Below are 14,798 nucleotides of genomic sequence, written 5' to 3' on the forward strand. Positions count from 1 at the left end.
TGGTCGTGCGTCAGGCGGCAGGAGCGGCCGTCGACGCGCGCACGATCAGCTGAGACCCGAGGGTCACGACGTCGTCGATCGCGGTGCCGCTCATCGCCTGCAGCAGCAGGTCGACGGCGAGCGCGCCGCTGCGTTCGATCGGCATCCGCACCGTGGTGAGCGCGGGGGTGACCGCGCCCGCGAGGTCGATGTCGTCGATGCCGACGATGCTGATGTCGGCGGGGCAGCGCTTGCCGAGTTCGAGCAGCCCCGCCTCGAGTCCGAGAGCCACGAGGTCGTTGTAGGCGATCACGGCCGTGGCTCCGCTGGCGGCGGCCGGGGCAGCGGCGGCCCGGCCTCCCTGGATCGACGCGGCGTGATGGCTGAGTCCGGTGAGGAGGATCCCGTGGCGCTCGCACGCACGGGCCACCGTGTCGGCTCGGCGCGCATCCGCCCAGGACCCGCGGGGTCCCGCGGCGTAGGCGATGTGCGTGTGACCCAGGGCCGCGAGATGCTCGATGGCCTGCGCCGGGCCGTGCTCGGTGTCCATGAGCACGCAGGGCGCGCCGTCGATCTGACGGTTGACGATGACGTACGGGGTGTCGCCGACGAGCTCGAGCACATCGGCGTCGGGCAGACGCGGACTGCACAGCAGCATGCCGTCGAGCTTGCGCGCCTGCTCGATCTGCTCGCGCTCGCGCCGCAGGTCCTCGTCGGCGTCGAACAGCACGATGCGGTGACGCCCGTGCCAGGCCTGACCCTGCACGGCCTTGAGGAGAGTGGCGTAGACGGGGTTGGCGACGTCGGGAACGACGACCCCGAAGGTGCGGGTCGCGGTGGCCTGCTGCGACGCGGCGTACCCGAGTTCACCCGCAGCCTCGAGAACGCGGCCGAGCGTGTTCGGGGCGAGGCGATCCGGCTCTCCGAAGGCGCGGGAGGCGGTGGCGATCGACACGCCTGCGCGCCGTGCCACATCCGTCAGCGTCGCCGCCATGTCGACCTCCCACCCTCGCAGGCAATCCTACGATCCCCCCTCCCGATGTAAAACCGGTTGACAAGTTTGTACAAACAATGCACACTGATTTTCATGCCGATCAACGCCGATCACCCTCAGCGGTGCGCGGCCCCGAGCGAAGGAGCCACCGCGTGAGCGACGACACACCGGTCCTGCGCCGCACCACCCCCGCGAGCGCCACCCCCGGAGCCGCCCCCTCGGCTGCCGGCATCCTGCACCTCGGACTCGGAAGCTTCCACCGTGCGCACCAGGCCGTCTACACGGCAGCCGCCCTGCAGTCCGCCGGGGGCGACTGGGGGATCATCGGCGTCGCCTCGCGTTCCCGCTCCATCGTCGACGCGATGCACGCCCAGGACATGCTCTACTCGGTGGCCACCATCTCGCCCGGCAGCACCTCCCTGAGCATCCCCGGCGTGCACACCGACGCCTTCGTCGGCGCGGCGCAGCCCGAACGCGTCGTCGCGCAGATCGCCGACGACGGCATCCGCATCCTGACGCTGACGGTCACCGAGAAGGGCTACAGCTACTCCCCCGCGTCGCAGGCACTCGACCTCGACGACGACACCGTGCGCGCCGACCTCCGCGGCGGTGCCCCCCGTTCGACCATCGGACAGCTCGCCCGCGGGCTGCAGGCGAGAGCCGCCGCAGGCGGTGCCCCCCTCTCGATCCTCAGCTGCGACAACCTGTCGGCCAACGGCGCGCACACCGAGAAGCTCGTCCGCGAGTTCCTCACCGAACTGCCCGGCTCCGAGGGCTCCGACGCACTCGCGTTCCTCGACCGCGCCGTGACCTTCCCCTCGAGCATGGTCGACCGCATCGTGCCGTCGACCACCGCCGAGCTGCGCACCCGTGTCAGCGCCCTTCTGGGCGCCCGCGACGACATCCCCGTGCCCGCCGAGCCGTTCACGATGTGGGCGATCGAGGACCGCTTCGCCGGCGGCCGCCCCGCGTGGGAGGCCGGCGGCGCCGTCTTCACCGACGAGGTCGGACGCTACGAGCAGATGAAGGTGCGGCTGCTCAACGGCACGCACTCCCTCATCGCCTACCTCGGTGCTCTGAGCGGAGCGGCCACGATCCCCGAGGCGATCGGACTCGACGGCATCGAGAGCGCCGCGCGCGCCGTGCTGCGTGACGAGTACGAGCCCTCGATCGAGGTGCCCTCCGGCGTCGACATCCGTGCGTACGAGAGCGAGCTGTTCGAGCGCTGGGCCAACAGCGCGCTGGGCCACCGCACCAGCCAGGTCGGCACCGACGGCTCGGTCAAGCTGCGTCAGCGCATCCCCGAGCCGGCACTGCTCGCTCTCGGAAAGGGCGAGATGCCGCACCTGATCGCTCTGACGGTCGCCGGCTACCTCTCGTGCATCGCTCCGCTGCCCGGGTTCGACCCCGGCCTGCACGCCGCCGCGATGACCGACGGCGCCCGCGAGCGCCTCGCCGGATTCGCGGCGAGCGCCCGCACCGGTCGTGAGCTCGCACAGCGCGTGATCGGCGACCTGCACCTGTTCGGTGATGGACTCGGATCTCAGGATGCGTTCATCGCCCGCGTCGGCGAGCTCGTCGACATCATCCGGCGACGCGGCGTCGACGTCGCGATCGCGGATGCCGTCTCGGCATCCCGGACCACCGCATCATCACTCATCAGCGCAGAGGAGCCGCAGCCATGAAGTCTCTCGCCATCCACGGCAAGGAAGACATCCGCTGGGAGGACCGCGAGGTCCCGACCCCCGGTGAGGGCGAGGTGCGCCTCCGCGTGAACTACGTCGGCATCTGCGGGTCCGACCTGCACTACTACTTCCACGGCGCCAACGGCGAGTACACGATCCGCGAGCCCCTGACCCCCGGTCACGAGCTCTCCGGCGTCGTCGACCTCGATCCGTCCGGGCGCCTCGCACCCGGCACACCGGTGACCGTGCACCCCGCCCGCTACGGACCCGAGGTCCCGGGCCTCGAGAACCGTCCGCACCTGCGCTCCGGCGGCGACTACCTCGGCAGCGCCGCGGCGGACCCGCACCGTCAGGGTGGAGCATCCGAGCTCCTGATCGTCGAAGACCAGATGATCCGCGTGCTGCCGGCCTCCCTTCCGCTCGAGCGTGCAGCCCTCGCCGAGCCGCTGGCCGTCGCGATCCACGCCGTGAGCCTCGCCGGTGACATCACCGGCATGCGCGTGCTCGTGATCGGGGCCGGCCCCATCGGCCTGCTCGTCGTGGCCGCCGCGGTCAACGCCGGAGCATCCGTCGTGGGCGCCAGCGATGTGCGCGCCGAGCCCCTCGACCGCGCGCAGGCGCTCGGCGCGACCGAGGTCTCGCTCGTCGGCCGCGACACGATCGAGGACGAGTCGTACGACGTCGTCTTCGAGTGCTCCGGCGTCGGAGTCGCGCTCTCCTCGGCCGTCCGCGCGGCCCGCCGCGCCGGCACCATCGTGCAGGTCGGGATGCTGCCCAACGCCGACATCGGAGTGAACCTCGCCCCGATGCTCGCCAAGGAGCTCACGATCCGCGGTGCGTTCCGCTTCTCCACCGAGATCGACGATGCGATCGCCCTGCTCGCCGAGTCCGACGCGCTCGACTCCGTCATCTCCCACGTCATCCCGGCATCCGACGCCGTCGCGGCCCTCGAGCTCGCTCGCGACTCGTCCGCCTCGGCGAAGGTCCTGCTGTCCCTCTAGCCACACCCCTCCGCGCCCCCGCGCACCCCACCTGTTCCCGGTCCGAAGGAGTACCTCCCATGTCAGAAGCCCAGACGACGGCCCCGGCCGTCGATCCCGCCGAGAAGAGGTCGGTGCGCGACCTCGTGCGCGCAGCCATCTCCGGATGGCTCGGCACCGCCCTCGAGTTCATGGACTACCAGCTCTACTCGCTGGCCGCCGCGCTCGTGTTCGCCGACCTGTTCTTCTCGTCCGAGAACCCCGCGGTCGCGGTCGTCGCCGCGATGGCCACCTACGGCGTCGGCTACGTCGCGCGCCCCGTCGGCGCGTTCTTCTTCGCCCGTCTCGGTGACAAGACCGGCCGCACGAAGGTGCTGTTCTACACGATCCTGCTGATGGGTCTCGCGACCACCCTGATCGGCTTCCTGCCCACGTACAACCAGGTGGGTGTGCTCGCGCCGATCCTCCTCGTGCTGCTGCGCATCGCGCAGGGCTTCGGTGCGGGTGCCGAGATCTCGGGTGCGGGCGTCATGCTCGCCGAGTACGCACCGGCGAAGCGCCGCGGCATCATCGCCTCGCTCGTCGCACTGGGCACGAACTGCGGCACGCTGCTCGCCTCCGGCATCTGGGCGATCCTGCTCGTCGCCTACAGCGAGCAGGAAGTCATCGACTGGGCATGGCGCATCCCGTTCATCGGCAGCGCGGTCATCATGCTCTTCGCCATCTGGGTGCGCTTCAACCTCAAGGAGACCCCGGTCTTCGAGGAGCGCGAGGACGTCGTCGACGGCAAGGCCCTCTCCAAGGAGGACACGATCAAGCTCGCCACCGAGACCGGTGACGTGCGCACCCTCGAGGCGATGGAGCGCAAGCCCTGGAAGGCGTTCTCGATCGCCCTCCTGCTGCGGTTCGGCCAGGCCGGCAACTCGGGCATGATCCAGACCTACCTGATCAGCTACATCACCGTCGTGCTGCTGCTCGACCGCTCGATCGGCGTCAACGCCGTGATCGTCTCGTCGCTCGTCGCCTTCATCACCGTCCCGCTCTCGGGCTGGCTCGGCGACAGGTTCGGCCGCAAGCGCATGTACATGATCTGGGCGGTCATCGCACTCATCGTCATCGTCCCGACGATGCTCATGATCAGCAGCGGTGTCACGCTGCAGGTCTTCATCGGCTACGTCGTGCTGCACAACCTCGCGGTGATGAGCTTCGCCTCGCTCGAGAACCTGACGCTCCCCGAGCTGTTCGGTGCGCGCAACCGGTACACGTTCACGGCCATGGCACGCGAGATCGCCGCCATCGTCGCGACCGGCGCAGGCCCCGTCATCGCCGCCGCATGGGTGTCGGCCGCCACCGGCTCGTTCATCCCGATCATCATCATGCTGTTCATCTTCACCCTGAGCGCGCTCATCGCCTCGATCTGGATGCCCGAGGTCGCAGGCCGCGACCTGACGGACCCCCGCGACGCGATCTGATCGCGCCGCACCCACTCGGGGTGCGGCCGCGACACGCGGCCGCACCCCACTCCACCCCCACTGCTGAGGAACCCCTGCAATGACCATCGAGCTCGTCGACGTCACCATCACCAGCCCCGGCCGCAACTTCGTGACGCTGAAGATCACGACCTCCGACGGCATCACCGGCCTCGGTGACGCCACGCTGAACGGCCGCGAGCTCGCGGTCGCCGCCTACCTGTCGGAGCACGTCGCGTCGATGCTCGTCGGCCGCGACGAGGACAGGATCGAAGACACCTGGCAGTACCTCTACCGCGGACCGTACTGGCGACGAGGCCCTGTGACCATGGCGGCGATCGCCGCGGTCGACATGGCGCTGTGGGACATCAAGGCCAAGAAGGCCGGGATGCCGCTGTACCAGCTGCTCGGCGGCGCCAGCCGGGAGGGCGTGCGGGTGTACGCGCACGCCTCGGGCACCGACTATGCGGCGCTCTCCAACGCGATCACCGGCTACAAGGAGCTCGGCTACACCGCGGTGCGCGTGCAGACCGGCGTGCCGGGTCTCGGTCAGATCTACGGCGTCTCGAACGCCGGACCCGGCGTGCGCTACGACTACGAGCCGGCCAAGCGCTCGGGTGCGCGCCCCGCCGAAGAGACCTGGGACACCCGCAACTACCTCAGCCACATGCCCGGGATCTTCGCCCAGATCCGCGAGGAGTTCGGCACCGATCTGCGCATCCTGCACGACGGACATCACCGGATGTCGCCCATCGAGGCCGCGCGCTTCGCGAAGGACATCGAACCCTACGACCTCTTCTGGCTCGAGGACTGCACCCCCGGCGAGGACCAGACCGCGCTGCGTCTTGTGCGCCAGCACTCCACGACACCCCTCGCGATCGGCGAGGTCTTCAACTCGGTGTACGACTACCAGACGCTGATCACCGAGCGACTGATCGACTACGTGCGCTCGGCCGTCACGCACACCGGTGGCATCACCGCCATGAAGAAGCTGCTCGACTTCGCCGCGATCTACGGCATCAAGTCCGGCATCCACGGACCCACCGACATCTCCCCGGTCGGCATGGCCGCCGCGCTGCACCTCGACCTGGCGATCCACAATTTCGGCATCCAGGAGTACATGCCCCACAATGAGAAGACCCTCGAGGTCTTCCAGACCTCGTTCACCTTCGACGAGGGATTCCTGCACCCCGGTGACCTTCCGGGTCTGGGTGTCGAGCTCGACGAAGAGGCCGCAGCCGCTCACGAATACACCAAGGCGTATCTGCCGGTGAACCGACTTCTCGACGGGACCGTACATGACTGGTGACACCCCCCGCATCGCGCTCCCGCCCCGCTCGGTCGAGTCCCGTCTGATCGTCGTCGCCCGTGCGAAGCGGGCAGAGGACTACGACGCCGTTCTCGAGGTGCTGGTCGATGCCGGCATCCGCAGTGTCGAGCTGACGCTCACCACCCCCGGCACGTTCGACCACTTCCCCCGCCTGCTCACGCAGTTCGGCGAGGTGGCAGACCTCGGCATCGGCACCGTCACGTCGTCGGCCGACCTCGGTCAGGCAGTCGACGCCGGTGCCCACTACCTGGTCACTCCGATCACCTCGACCGCGTTCGTGCAGCAGGCCACGGATGCGGGTGTGCCCATCGTCCCCGGCGGCCTCACCCCGACCGAGCTGTTCGCGTCGTGGTCGGCCGGTGCATCGGCGGTCAAGATCTTCCCCGCAGGACAGGTCGGTCCGGCATACCTGAAGGACCTTCGCGGCCCGTTCCCCGACCTGGTGGCCGTGCCGTCAGGTGGCGTCGACCTCGACGGCGCCTCCGCGTGGCTCGCGGCCGGTGCGGTCGCGGTGAGCGTCGGCGGGCCCCTGCTCGGCGATGCGTTCTCGGGCGGCGACCTCGCCGCGCTGCGCGACCGGGCTCAGGCCTTCGTCGAGGTGTGCGCTCGATGACCTCGCCCTCCGTGGTCACCCTGGGCGAGACCATGGCGCTCATGCGCACGACCGAGATCGGTTCGCTGCGGCATGCTCACGCGATGGCGCTCGGCATCGGAGGCGCGGAGAGCAACGTGGCGATCGGTCTCGCCCGCCTGGGTGTCGCCGTGTCGTGGCTCGGACGGGTGGGCGACGACTCCCTCGGCGAGCGCGTCGCGCGGGACATCAGGGCCGAGGGCGTCGACGCGCGCGTCATCGCCGATGCCGGAGCCCCGACCGGGTTGATGGTGAAGGAGCGACCGTCTGCATCGTCGACGGCCGTGCAGTACTACCGAGCGGGGTCGGCCGGATCCCGACTGCACCCCGACGACCTGCCCGACGGGTGGATCGCCGCCGCCTCGCTGCTGCATCTCACCGGCATCACCGCACTGTTGTCCGAGACGGCGCGTGCAGCGCTGCACTCGGCCATCGATCATGCGCGGGATGCGGGGGCCACCGTCACGTTCGACATCAACTACCGTTCTGCGCTGGCATCGGCCGAGACGGCCGGTCCGGTGCTGCGTGAGCTCGCCGAGCGCGCCGACATCGTGTTCGGAGGCGCCGAGGAGTTCGCGATCCTCTACCCGGGGCTGTCGGCCGACGAGGCCGCAGCGCGGCTCCGTTCCGCGGGATGCGCGACGGTCGTGCTCAAGCGCGGCGCGGAGGGCGCGTCGGTCCTCACCGACGGCTCGGTGGTCGATGCCCCCGGTTTCTCGATCGATCCCATCGACACGGTCGGTGCAGGAGATGCCTTCGTCGCGGGCTACCTGAGCGGTCTGCTCGACGGCCTCGACGTCGAGCGCACTCTGCAGCGCGCGAACGCCTGCGGCGCGATGGCCTGCCTCGTGCCCGGCGACTGGGAGGCCGCGCCGTCGCTGCGCGACCTCGAGCGCTTCCTCGACGGCGACGCCGACCCGGTGCGACGCTGAACGTCGCGCCCGCGGCGGCATCCGGAACTCGGGTCTCCGAATCCCCCCGCACCCCGCTGTTCGCTCACGCCGCACTGAACTCCCGACCGGTCGCGCTGGTCTATCGGATCATCGCTCTCGCGGTCATCGTCACCGGCGTGGTCCGGCATTCCGACGTGCTGACCGGAGCCCCGAACGGGACGACGCTGCTGTTCTACACGATGGTCAGCAACCTGCTCTGCCTCGCCTGGGTGGCTCTGCTCGTCGTGCGCACGGCCCGCGATCTGCGTGAGGCGGGGGCATCCGGCACCTCGACGCCGAGTCCGCGAGCGAGCGGAGCGGTGATGATGGCGATCACCGTCACGATGCTCATCTACCTGGTCGTCCTGGTGCCGGCGAGATTCGCCGACGGCGACTCCGACATCTTCTCGCTGACCGACAACCTCATCCACATCATCACGCCGCTGCTGGTGATCGCGGACTGGCTGATCTTCGTCCCCAAGGGCGCGTTCCGGTGGGTCGATCCGCTGCTGTGGACGCTCATCCCCTACGCCTACCTCGTCTGGGCCTTCGTCTACGGAACTCTCGGCGGGGAGTTCACACCCGGCCAGAAGTACCCCTACCCGTTCATGGACGTCGACGTCCTCGGAGTCGGCGGCGTCGCCCAGTGGATCGTGGCGCTGACCCTGGCGCTCATCGTCGTCGGCCTGGTGTTCGTGGTGATCGATCGCACCCTCGCCGCCCTCGCACGCCGCATCGCCCGCCGCTGACTCAGTTGATGATCTCGCCACGCTCATCGTCGCGGATGGCGGCGAGCCGCTCCCGCCACGCGGTGAGAGCCTCCGGCGTCAGGCGCGTCCAGTCGTGCACTTCGCGGATCACTCGCAGCGATGCCGTGCTGCGGTATGACCGGGTCGGGTTGCCCGGGAACTTCTTGTCGGTCACGTTCGGGTCGTTCTCGAACTCCCCGGTCACCTCGACCTCGTAGACGCGCGGCTCGCGGTCGCCGGGCGCGAGCTCCGCAGCAAGGCCGGCACCGTCGGCCACGGCCGTGAAGTAGATGTGGTTCATCACGATCTCAGGGCGGTAGTTCGAGCGGAACCCTGCCGTCAGCAGGTCACCCGGTCGCAGATCGGCCTTGGTGCCGTGGAAGAAGGGGCCGTCGTCCCGTACGTCACTCACCGCAGAAGCCTACGACCGCTCCGCGCGCTGCGGAAGGACGCCTCGCGCGGGGCGCGCGCGTAGGGAGGAGAACTGCGTGTGGGGAGGAGGGGATGTCGCCTCCGCTCCTCCCGACGCGCGGTTCTCCTCCCGACGCGCCGTTCTCTCCGCCGTCAGTCCCCCGAGCGACGGGTACCCACGCCGGGTTCGTCATTGTGCACCGACTCGTCAGCCACGGATGACTCCGACGACGGATCGACGCGTACCGCGCCGGACCCGCCCGAGTCCGCGCCTGCTCCTCCTGCGGGGGTATCCGTCACCTGCCCGGGGTCGTCGCCGTCGCGCTCCTCGATGAGCGCGGCGATGCCCTCCTCCGAGGGCGCGGCTCCCCCGGCAGGGGCCGTGCCTTCGTGGCCGTCGCTCACTCGGTGCCGTCCCGCAGGTCGGTCGGGGCGTCCCCGCTGTGCGGAGCCCCCTCGTCCTCGGGCGCGAGATCGCCCTGACCGTTCTCTCCGATCTCCGCGTCGAGGGGATCGTCTTCCTGGGTCTGGGGCTGCGCGGTGTCCGTCGGGAACGTGCCGTCGCGGAAGTCGTCGACGGGGGGAATCCCGGGCATCTCCGGCGGGAAGCTGTTGGCGAAAGCATCGATGTTCGACATGGTGGCCCTCCTCGTGTGGTCGGATCTCCATGATCGGGGAGAGACCGCGGCGAGCGCAGGGCGGTTGACAGGCGCGGTCAGGACGAGGAGGATTCCTGCCCTTGACGCGCCGGATCGGAGGAGCCCAGGCCGAACGCCCGGAGCACCTCGTCGACCTGCGCGTCGATCTCGCTGACGGAGAACGGCCCGGCGAGGCCCAGCAGTCGACGTCGATGCGGCTCACCGAGAAGAGCGGTGAAGAGCAGCGCGGGCGAGACCGGCGCGTCTGCGGGGAGGTGCGCGGCGAGGAACCCCTGGGCCCGCGCCGGCCCTTCCTCGTAGAACTCGCGGGCGAGAAGCGGATGCAGGGCGGCGGCACCGGTGATCGCACGGTGCACCCCGATCGCCTCGTCCCCGAGCAGATGACGAAGGATGCCGCGGGCTGCCGATCGCAGGTCGGCCGCCCCGTCTCCGGCATCCCCGAGGTAGGCGTGCTGTCGGCGGACCGCCGCGCGCACGAGCCCTGCCCGGTCGCCGAACACCGTGTACAGCGTGCGCTTGGCGACGTGAGCGTCGGCGGAGACGCGGTCGAGGGTCAACGCCTCGAGCCCCTCCCCGGTCAACACGGCGACGACGACGTCGATGACGCGCTCATCCCTGGCACCCGCCTCCGCCGCGGAGGGCCGCCCGCGCTTTCCCGTCATGGGCATACTCTACCATTAATGCTACGAAGCCGTTTCATTAAGGAGCTGTCATGTCCGATCTGATCCACCACATCGCCATCCAGGACGACTGGGAGATGAGCCGAGGGTTCGGCGAGTACGTCGTGTCGACCCGGGGCGTGCATCTCGACGACGCCGGATTCATCCACGCCGCCACCGCAGATCGGCTCGACGAGGTGATCGCCGCCCGCTTCAGCGACCTCGCGCTCCCGCTCCTCGACATCGCGATCCGCCCCGAGGGGCTGGCCGCCGAGGGGATCGCCGTCGAGTGGGTCGACGGATTCCCGCGCATCCTCGGCGCAGTGCCCATGACGGCAGAGGTCGTGGCCTCCGAGACTCCTCTCCCGCGCTGACCCGCCTGCCGGCACTGCGGGAGTCGCACCGGTCGTCTATCGTGTGCGCATGAACCGTTCTCCTCTCCGCCCGTCGATGTGCGGCGTTCTCGCTCTCGGCACGATCACGCTTCTCGCGGGCTGCATGAACGCCCCGACCGTCGACGTGCTCGCCAGCGGCGAGTCGGCGCCCCTGCCCTCCTCCGTCGGCGCCGACCAGCGCGACAGCGTGGTCCCGGATACGGCTCGCCTGCTCGGCGAGGACTCCGAAGGGCACACTTACTACGTGGTCGAACCTCGCGAACAGGCGGGTCTCGGCAGCGTCTGCCTGGTGATCGACGGCGTCGACCACGGGCCGATGATGGGATGCGGGGCGATGCCGATCGAGGTCGGCACCGACGGCGTCCGAGCTCGGCTCAGCGTCGAGGTCACGCCCGAGCAGAGCGGCGAGAAGATCGGCGAGTACCTCCGGGTCTTCCTCTGACACACGCGACCCCCGGGATCCGGCGGTCCGCGCCCGACCGCTGCACACCGTGAGAGCATCGATCCGACACCACGAACTCGAGGGAGATCTCAGATGCTCGACACGGCAGACAGCGTGAGGCTCGGCAGCTCCGGGCTGCGGATCTCGAACGTGGTTCTCGGATGCATGAGCTTCGGCGCACCGGACCGGGGCGCGCACGGGTGGTCGCTCGACGAGGAGACCAGCAGGCCGCTGATCCGGCAGGCACTGGAGGCCGGGATCACGACGTTCGACACGGCCGACGTGTATTCCGACGGCACCAGCGAGGAGTTCGTCGGACGGGCGCTGCGCGATTTCGCGCGCCGCGAGGAGGTCGTCGTCGCCACCAAGGTGCACGGCCGCATGGGACCAGGTGCCAACCAGGCCGGACTCAGCAGGGCGCACATCCTGTCGGGTATCGATGCGAGCTTGAAGCGGCTCGGCACGGACCACGTCGATCTCTACCAGATCCATCGCTGGGATCCCCAGACGCCGATCGAAGAGACGATGGAGGCGCTGAACGACGTCGTCCGCTCGGGCAAGGCCCGGTACATCGGGGCGTCGTCGATGTGGGCGTGGCAGTTCGCGAAGGCGCAGCACGTCGCGGAGCGGAACGGCTGGACACGATTCGTCTCGATGCAGGACCAGTACAACCTGCTGCAGCGCGAGGAGGAGCGGGAGATGCACCCGTTCTGCCTCGACTCCGGGGTCGGTGTGCTGCCGTGGTCGCCCCTGGCGCGAGGCAGGCTCACACGCGACTGGGACGAGAAGACGGCGCGCACCGCGACGGACGCGTTCGGTGCGACGCTCTACCGCCGTGAAGAGGAGTCGAACCGAGCCATCGTCGAGGCCGTCGCTCACGTCGCCGAGGAGCGAGGGGTCTCCCGTGCACAGATCGCGCTCGCGTGGGTCGCGCAGCAGTCCGCGGTGACCGCGCCGATCGTCGGTGCGACGAAGGCGTCGCACATCGACGACGCCGTCGCCTCCGCCGGCATCCGGCTCGAAGACTCCGAACTGGAGCAGTTGCAGGCCGCGTACACGCCACGGGAACCCGAAGGGTTCTGAGCCGCGCAGACTCGAACGCCTACAGGTCAGGCGCCGCTCTGCGAAGATCCGGAGGTCTCCGGCCAGACCACGCGCAGGACGTTGACCACATCGTCGACACTCGATCCCGTCGAGGCAGCCTCGTCGACGAGGTCGCGGATACGCCGCATGACCGCCGCAGGCAGCAGGGCAGCCGACTCGGCGACCCTCGTGCCTGCCGCCGTCCGGCTGACCACGAGGCCCTCCTGCTCGAGGAGCTTGTACGCCTTCGCCACCGTTCCCGGGGCCACCCCCAGGTCACTCGCTGCCTGTCGAACGGTCGGCAAGCGCTCGTTCGCGCCCAGCTGGCCCGAGACGATGAGGCCGCGTAGCTGTCGATGGATGTCGGACGCCGGGTTGCTGTCCGTCGTCGTCAGCACCACGGACTCCTTCTTCATCGGGCAGCCTGGTACTGCAGTGCTCGATCGTGGGAGAGCCGACGCCACGCGACGTCGCGGGAGTACCGGATGACGACGAGAAGAAGCAGCGTCAAGGCCACGACCTCCGCGATCGGTGCACCCCATCCGGCCGCCGTGGCGAACTCTGCAAATCGCCAGATCACCTCGTACGGTCTGCCGTCGTTCTCGCCGCTGATCTCGAGACTCGACACCGAGCCCGCTCCGGCGATCACCCTCCACGATGCGGCGAGCGCCAGGAGGAGTGCCGCCGTCGCGATGCGTACGCCTCCCGTAGCCACCTGTCGACGGGCGATCCGTTCGGCCATGACGGTCTCAGGACGAATGAAGGATCGGCTGGCGTTCTTCTGCAGCAGCGCCGCCACGACGAGGAGCAGGATGCCCGCACTGACGAGAACGGGAATGCCATAGGCCCAGCCGAAGAACGGGAGCCTGATCGGATCGACCATCGCGAGGTTCGGAACGGGCAGCTCGACGCTGTTGGAGACCCCCCACCGATCCGCGGATGCGGCCATCCCGGCGGCGATGGTCGTCGTCAGAAGGACGAGCGCGACGAACAAGGCGCCGATGAGATCGCGCGGTTCGCTAAAGCTCGCCCACGTGCGCCGCGGCACGAGGGTCCCCGGTTCTTCCGGCGCCTCCGAGCCGCTGACGACGATCTGCAGAAGGACGGCACCGAGCCCGAGAGCGGCGCCGATGATCGGGGCCACGAACCTCACCCAGGAGAGCTCTTCCGGGACGGCGACGAGGTACCCGCGGACCACGACCTCCCCCACGAACCAGACGATGATCACGATTCCGACCGCCGCGAGCAGTGCATGGGCGAAACGGTACTTCGCTCGCAACGAGTGGATGCTCTTCGCGGAGAGCGGAGCGACGGCGTCTCTCGCGTGTGCAGTCCTGGAGGCCCACGCCTCGCAGGCCAACGCGAGGAAGAGGGCGATCACGAGCGAGGTGACCGGAAAGGAGAAGAACACCGCCAATGCATCACCGAAGGTCCACCCAGCTTCTCTCGGAATCATCGTCCCCCACCTCGTCTTTGTGTCATATGCCTAACACAACTTGTACCACACTTGGAGTACAAGTTTGACGGAATCACACGCGAGGCGCTGCCAGACCGCCTACTCGATCTGGCCGATGGGCTCGCGCTTCTCGGCCTGGAACTGGTCTTCGGCGCGGCCTCGCGCCCAGTACGCCGAGATCGACAGCCGCTCTCGCGGCACGTCGTGCTGCTTCAGCAGCGCCCTGACCTGCTTGATCGTGCCGCGCTCACCGTGCGCGAAGACACCCGGGTGCCCGTCGGCCCAGGGCAGGTCGGCGAGCACCGTGAGCAGCTCGTCGTCGGTCTCGGTCCACCGCAGAGTCACACCGGACGGGACGTCGGGAAGGATGCGGTCCGCGGGATCCGCCACCGTCAGGACGACGTGCCCGCCCGCATCCGCCGGCATCGCCTCGATCGCCGACGAGATCGCCGGAAGTGCCGTGTGGTCGCCGACGAGCAGGTGCCAGGGCGACTCGGGGTCGGGCCGGTAGCCGCCACCGGCGCCACTGACGACGATCGTGTCGCCCGGCTGCGCCTGCCGAGCCCACGGACCCGCGATCCCCTCGTCGCCGTGCACGACGAAGTCGATGACGAGACGTCGCTGCTCGGGGTCGGACGAGCGGATCGTGTACGTGCGGGGCGTGGGCAGCTTCTCCGGACCTTGCGCGCGCAGCTGCGCGAGGTCGTACGGCGGGGTGAGCCCGTGTCGCGGATCGGCGAACAGGATCTTGACGTACTTGTCGGTGTAGACGTTGTCGGTGAAGTCCGCGTACCCGTCGCCCCCGGCCGTGATCCTCACCAGTTCAGGGCTGACCTGCTCGACCTTCTCGACGGCGAGGACCGCCTGGCTGGGCGTACGTCGGGGCTGTTCCGGCATGGCATCTCCTGGATCATGAAACTAAGGCTCCCCTAAGTCTGCCCTCT

At 69.3% G+C, this 14,798-nt stretch carries 18 protein-coding genes; 10 read left to right on the top strand and 8 right to left on the bottom strand.

Going from position 1 to position 14,798, the window contains the following annotated elements; translation table 11 throughout:
- Positions 1-10 precede the first annotated feature (10 nt).
- A complete protein-coding gene (locus tag FQ142_RS01120) occupies positions 11-973 on the bottom strand; it encodes a LacI family DNA-binding transcriptional regulator (protein WP_149421884.1) in 963 nt (320 codons plus the stop codon).
- 152 nt (positions 974-1,125) lie between these two features.
- On the opposite strand from FQ142_RS01120, the gene FQ142_RS01125 reads away from it, so the two are divergent.
- The 7 genes from FQ142_RS01125 to FQ142_RS01155 all read left to right on the top strand — a co-directional run bounded on the left by FQ142_RS01125 (position 1,126) and on the right by FQ142_RS01155 (position 8,749).
- A complete protein-coding gene (locus FQ142_RS01125) occupies positions 1,126-2,658 on the top strand; it encodes a mannitol dehydrogenase family protein (RefSeq protein WP_262492018.1) in 1,533 nt (510 codons plus the stop codon).
- Positions 2,655-3,659 carry an L-idonate 5-dehydrogenase gene (locus tag FQ142_RS01130; protein WP_149421886.1) on the top strand — a complete coding sequence of 335 codons (1,005 nt, stop codon included), beginning with the start codon at positions 2,655-2,657 and terminating at the stop codon, positions 3,657-3,659. Before FQ142_RS01125 ends, FQ142_RS01130 begins: the two co-directional genes overlap by 4 nt.
- 59 nt (positions 3,660-3,718) lie before the next feature.
- A complete protein-coding gene (locus tag FQ142_RS01135; protein ID WP_149421887.1) occupies positions 3,719-5,110 on the top strand; it encodes an MFS transporter in 1,392 nt (463 codons plus the stop codon).
- Between the two features lie 79 nt (positions 5,111-5,189).
- Positions 5,190-6,416: a D-mannonate dehydratase ManD gene (gene manD / locus FQ142_RS01140; protein ID WP_149421888.1), complete on the top strand. Its 1,227-nt coding sequence runs from the start codon at positions 5,190-5,192 to the stop codon at positions 6,414-6,416.
- Entirely contained in the window at positions 6,406-7,050 is a 645-nt protein-coding gene (locus FQ142_RS01145; protein ID WP_149421889.1) for a bifunctional 4-hydroxy-2-oxoglutarate aldolase/2-dehydro-3-deoxy-phosphogluconate aldolase, read from the top strand. The genes manD and FQ142_RS01145 overlap by 11 nt, the downstream gene beginning before the upstream one ends.
- The gene (locus FQ142_RS01150; protein ID WP_149421890.1) at positions 7,047-8,000 is read left to right on the top strand and encodes a sugar kinase; all 954 of its coding nucleotides are present in this window, start codon (positions 7,047-7,049) and stop codon (positions 7,998-8,000) included. Before FQ142_RS01145 ends, FQ142_RS01150 begins: the two co-directional genes overlap by 4 nt.
- A 137-nt stretch (positions 8,001-8,137) precedes the next feature.
- Complete coding sequence (locus FQ142_RS01155) at positions 8,138-8,749, top strand: Pr6Pr family membrane protein (protein WP_149421891.1); 612 nt, start codon at positions 8,138-8,140, stop codon at positions 8,747-8,749.
- 1 nt (position 8,750) lies between these two features.
- Here the strand turns inward: FQ142_RS01155 and arr are convergent, their stop codons facing one another.
- The 4 genes from arr to FQ142_RS01175 all read right to left on the bottom strand — a co-directional run bounded on the left by arr (position 8,751) and on the right by FQ142_RS01175 (position 10,481).
- Complete coding sequence (gene arr / locus FQ142_RS01160) at positions 8,751-9,161, bottom strand: NAD(+)--rifampin ADP-ribosyltransferase (RefSeq protein WP_149421892.1); 411 nt, start codon at positions 9,159-9,161, stop codon at positions 8,751-8,753.
- Positions 9,162-9,313: 152 nt separating this feature from the next.
- Positions 9,314-9,565 carry a hypothetical protein gene (locus FQ142_RS01165; protein ID WP_149421893.1) on the bottom strand — a complete coding sequence of 84 codons (252 nt, stop codon included), beginning with the start codon at positions 9,563-9,565 and terminating at the stop codon, positions 9,314-9,316.
- Positions 9,562-9,798 (bottom strand): hypothetical protein, encoded by a 237-nt coding sequence (locus FQ142_RS01170; protein WP_056414305.1) that lies wholly within the window; start codon positions 9,796-9,798, stop codon positions 9,562-9,564. Before FQ142_RS01170 ends, FQ142_RS01165 begins: the two co-directional genes overlap by 4 nt.
- A gap of 77 nt (positions 9,799-9,875) precedes the next feature.
- Positions 9,876-10,481, bottom strand: a complete 606-nt coding sequence (locus FQ142_RS01175) for a TetR/AcrR family transcriptional regulator C-terminal domain-containing protein (protein ID WP_056414308.1) — start codon at positions 10,479-10,481, stop codon at positions 9,876-9,878.
- A gap of 50 nt (positions 10,482-10,531) precedes the next feature.
- Here FQ142_RS01175 and FQ142_RS01180 point away from each other — a divergent pair, with 50 nt between their 5' ends.
- From FQ142_RS01180 to FQ142_RS01190, 3 genes are all read left to right on the top strand, one after another.
- Complete coding sequence (locus FQ142_RS01180; RefSeq protein ID WP_149421894.1) at positions 10,532-10,852, top strand: DUF952 domain-containing protein; 321 nt, start codon at positions 10,532-10,534, stop codon at positions 10,850-10,852.
- Positions 10,853-10,901: 49 nt separating this feature from the next.
- Positions 10,902-11,315 (top strand): hypothetical protein, encoded by a 414-nt coding sequence (locus FQ142_RS01185; RefSeq protein WP_149421895.1) that lies wholly within the window; start codon positions 10,902-10,904, stop codon positions 11,313-11,315.
- Positions 11,316-11,408: 93 nt separating this feature from the next.
- Positions 11,409-12,398 carry an aldo/keto reductase gene (locus FQ142_RS01190; RefSeq protein WP_149421896.1) on the top strand — a complete coding sequence of 330 codons (990 nt, stop codon included), beginning with the start codon at positions 11,409-11,411 and terminating at the stop codon, positions 12,396-12,398.
- Positions 12,399-12,424: 26 nt separating this feature from the next.
- On the opposite strand, the gene FQ142_RS01195 is transcribed toward FQ142_RS01190, so the two are convergent.
- From FQ142_RS01195 to FQ142_RS01205, 3 genes are all read right to left on the bottom strand, one after another.
- The gene (locus FQ142_RS01195) at positions 12,425-12,814 is read right to left on the bottom strand and encodes a GntR family transcriptional regulator (protein WP_149421897.1); all 390 of its coding nucleotides are present in this window, start codon (positions 12,812-12,814) and stop codon (positions 12,425-12,427) included.
- Positions 12,811-13,854: a hypothetical protein gene (locus FQ142_RS01200; RefSeq protein ID WP_149421898.1), complete on the bottom strand. Its 1,044-nt coding sequence runs from the start codon at positions 13,852-13,854 to the stop codon at positions 12,811-12,813. Before FQ142_RS01200 ends, FQ142_RS01195 begins: the two co-directional genes overlap by 4 nt.
- 99 nt (positions 13,855-13,953) lie before the next feature.
- The gene (locus tag FQ142_RS01205; RefSeq protein ID WP_149421899.1) at positions 13,954-14,751 is read right to left on the bottom strand and encodes a siderophore-interacting protein; all 798 of its coding nucleotides are present in this window, start codon (positions 14,749-14,751) and stop codon (positions 13,954-13,956) included.
- Positions 14,752-14,798 lie beyond the last annotated feature (47 nt).

Origin of the sequence: Microbacterium sp. ANT_H45B, from assembly GCF_008369345.1 — a bacterium.
Classification (GTDB): Bacteria; Actinomycetota; Actinomycetes; order Actinomycetales; family Microbacteriaceae; genus Microbacterium.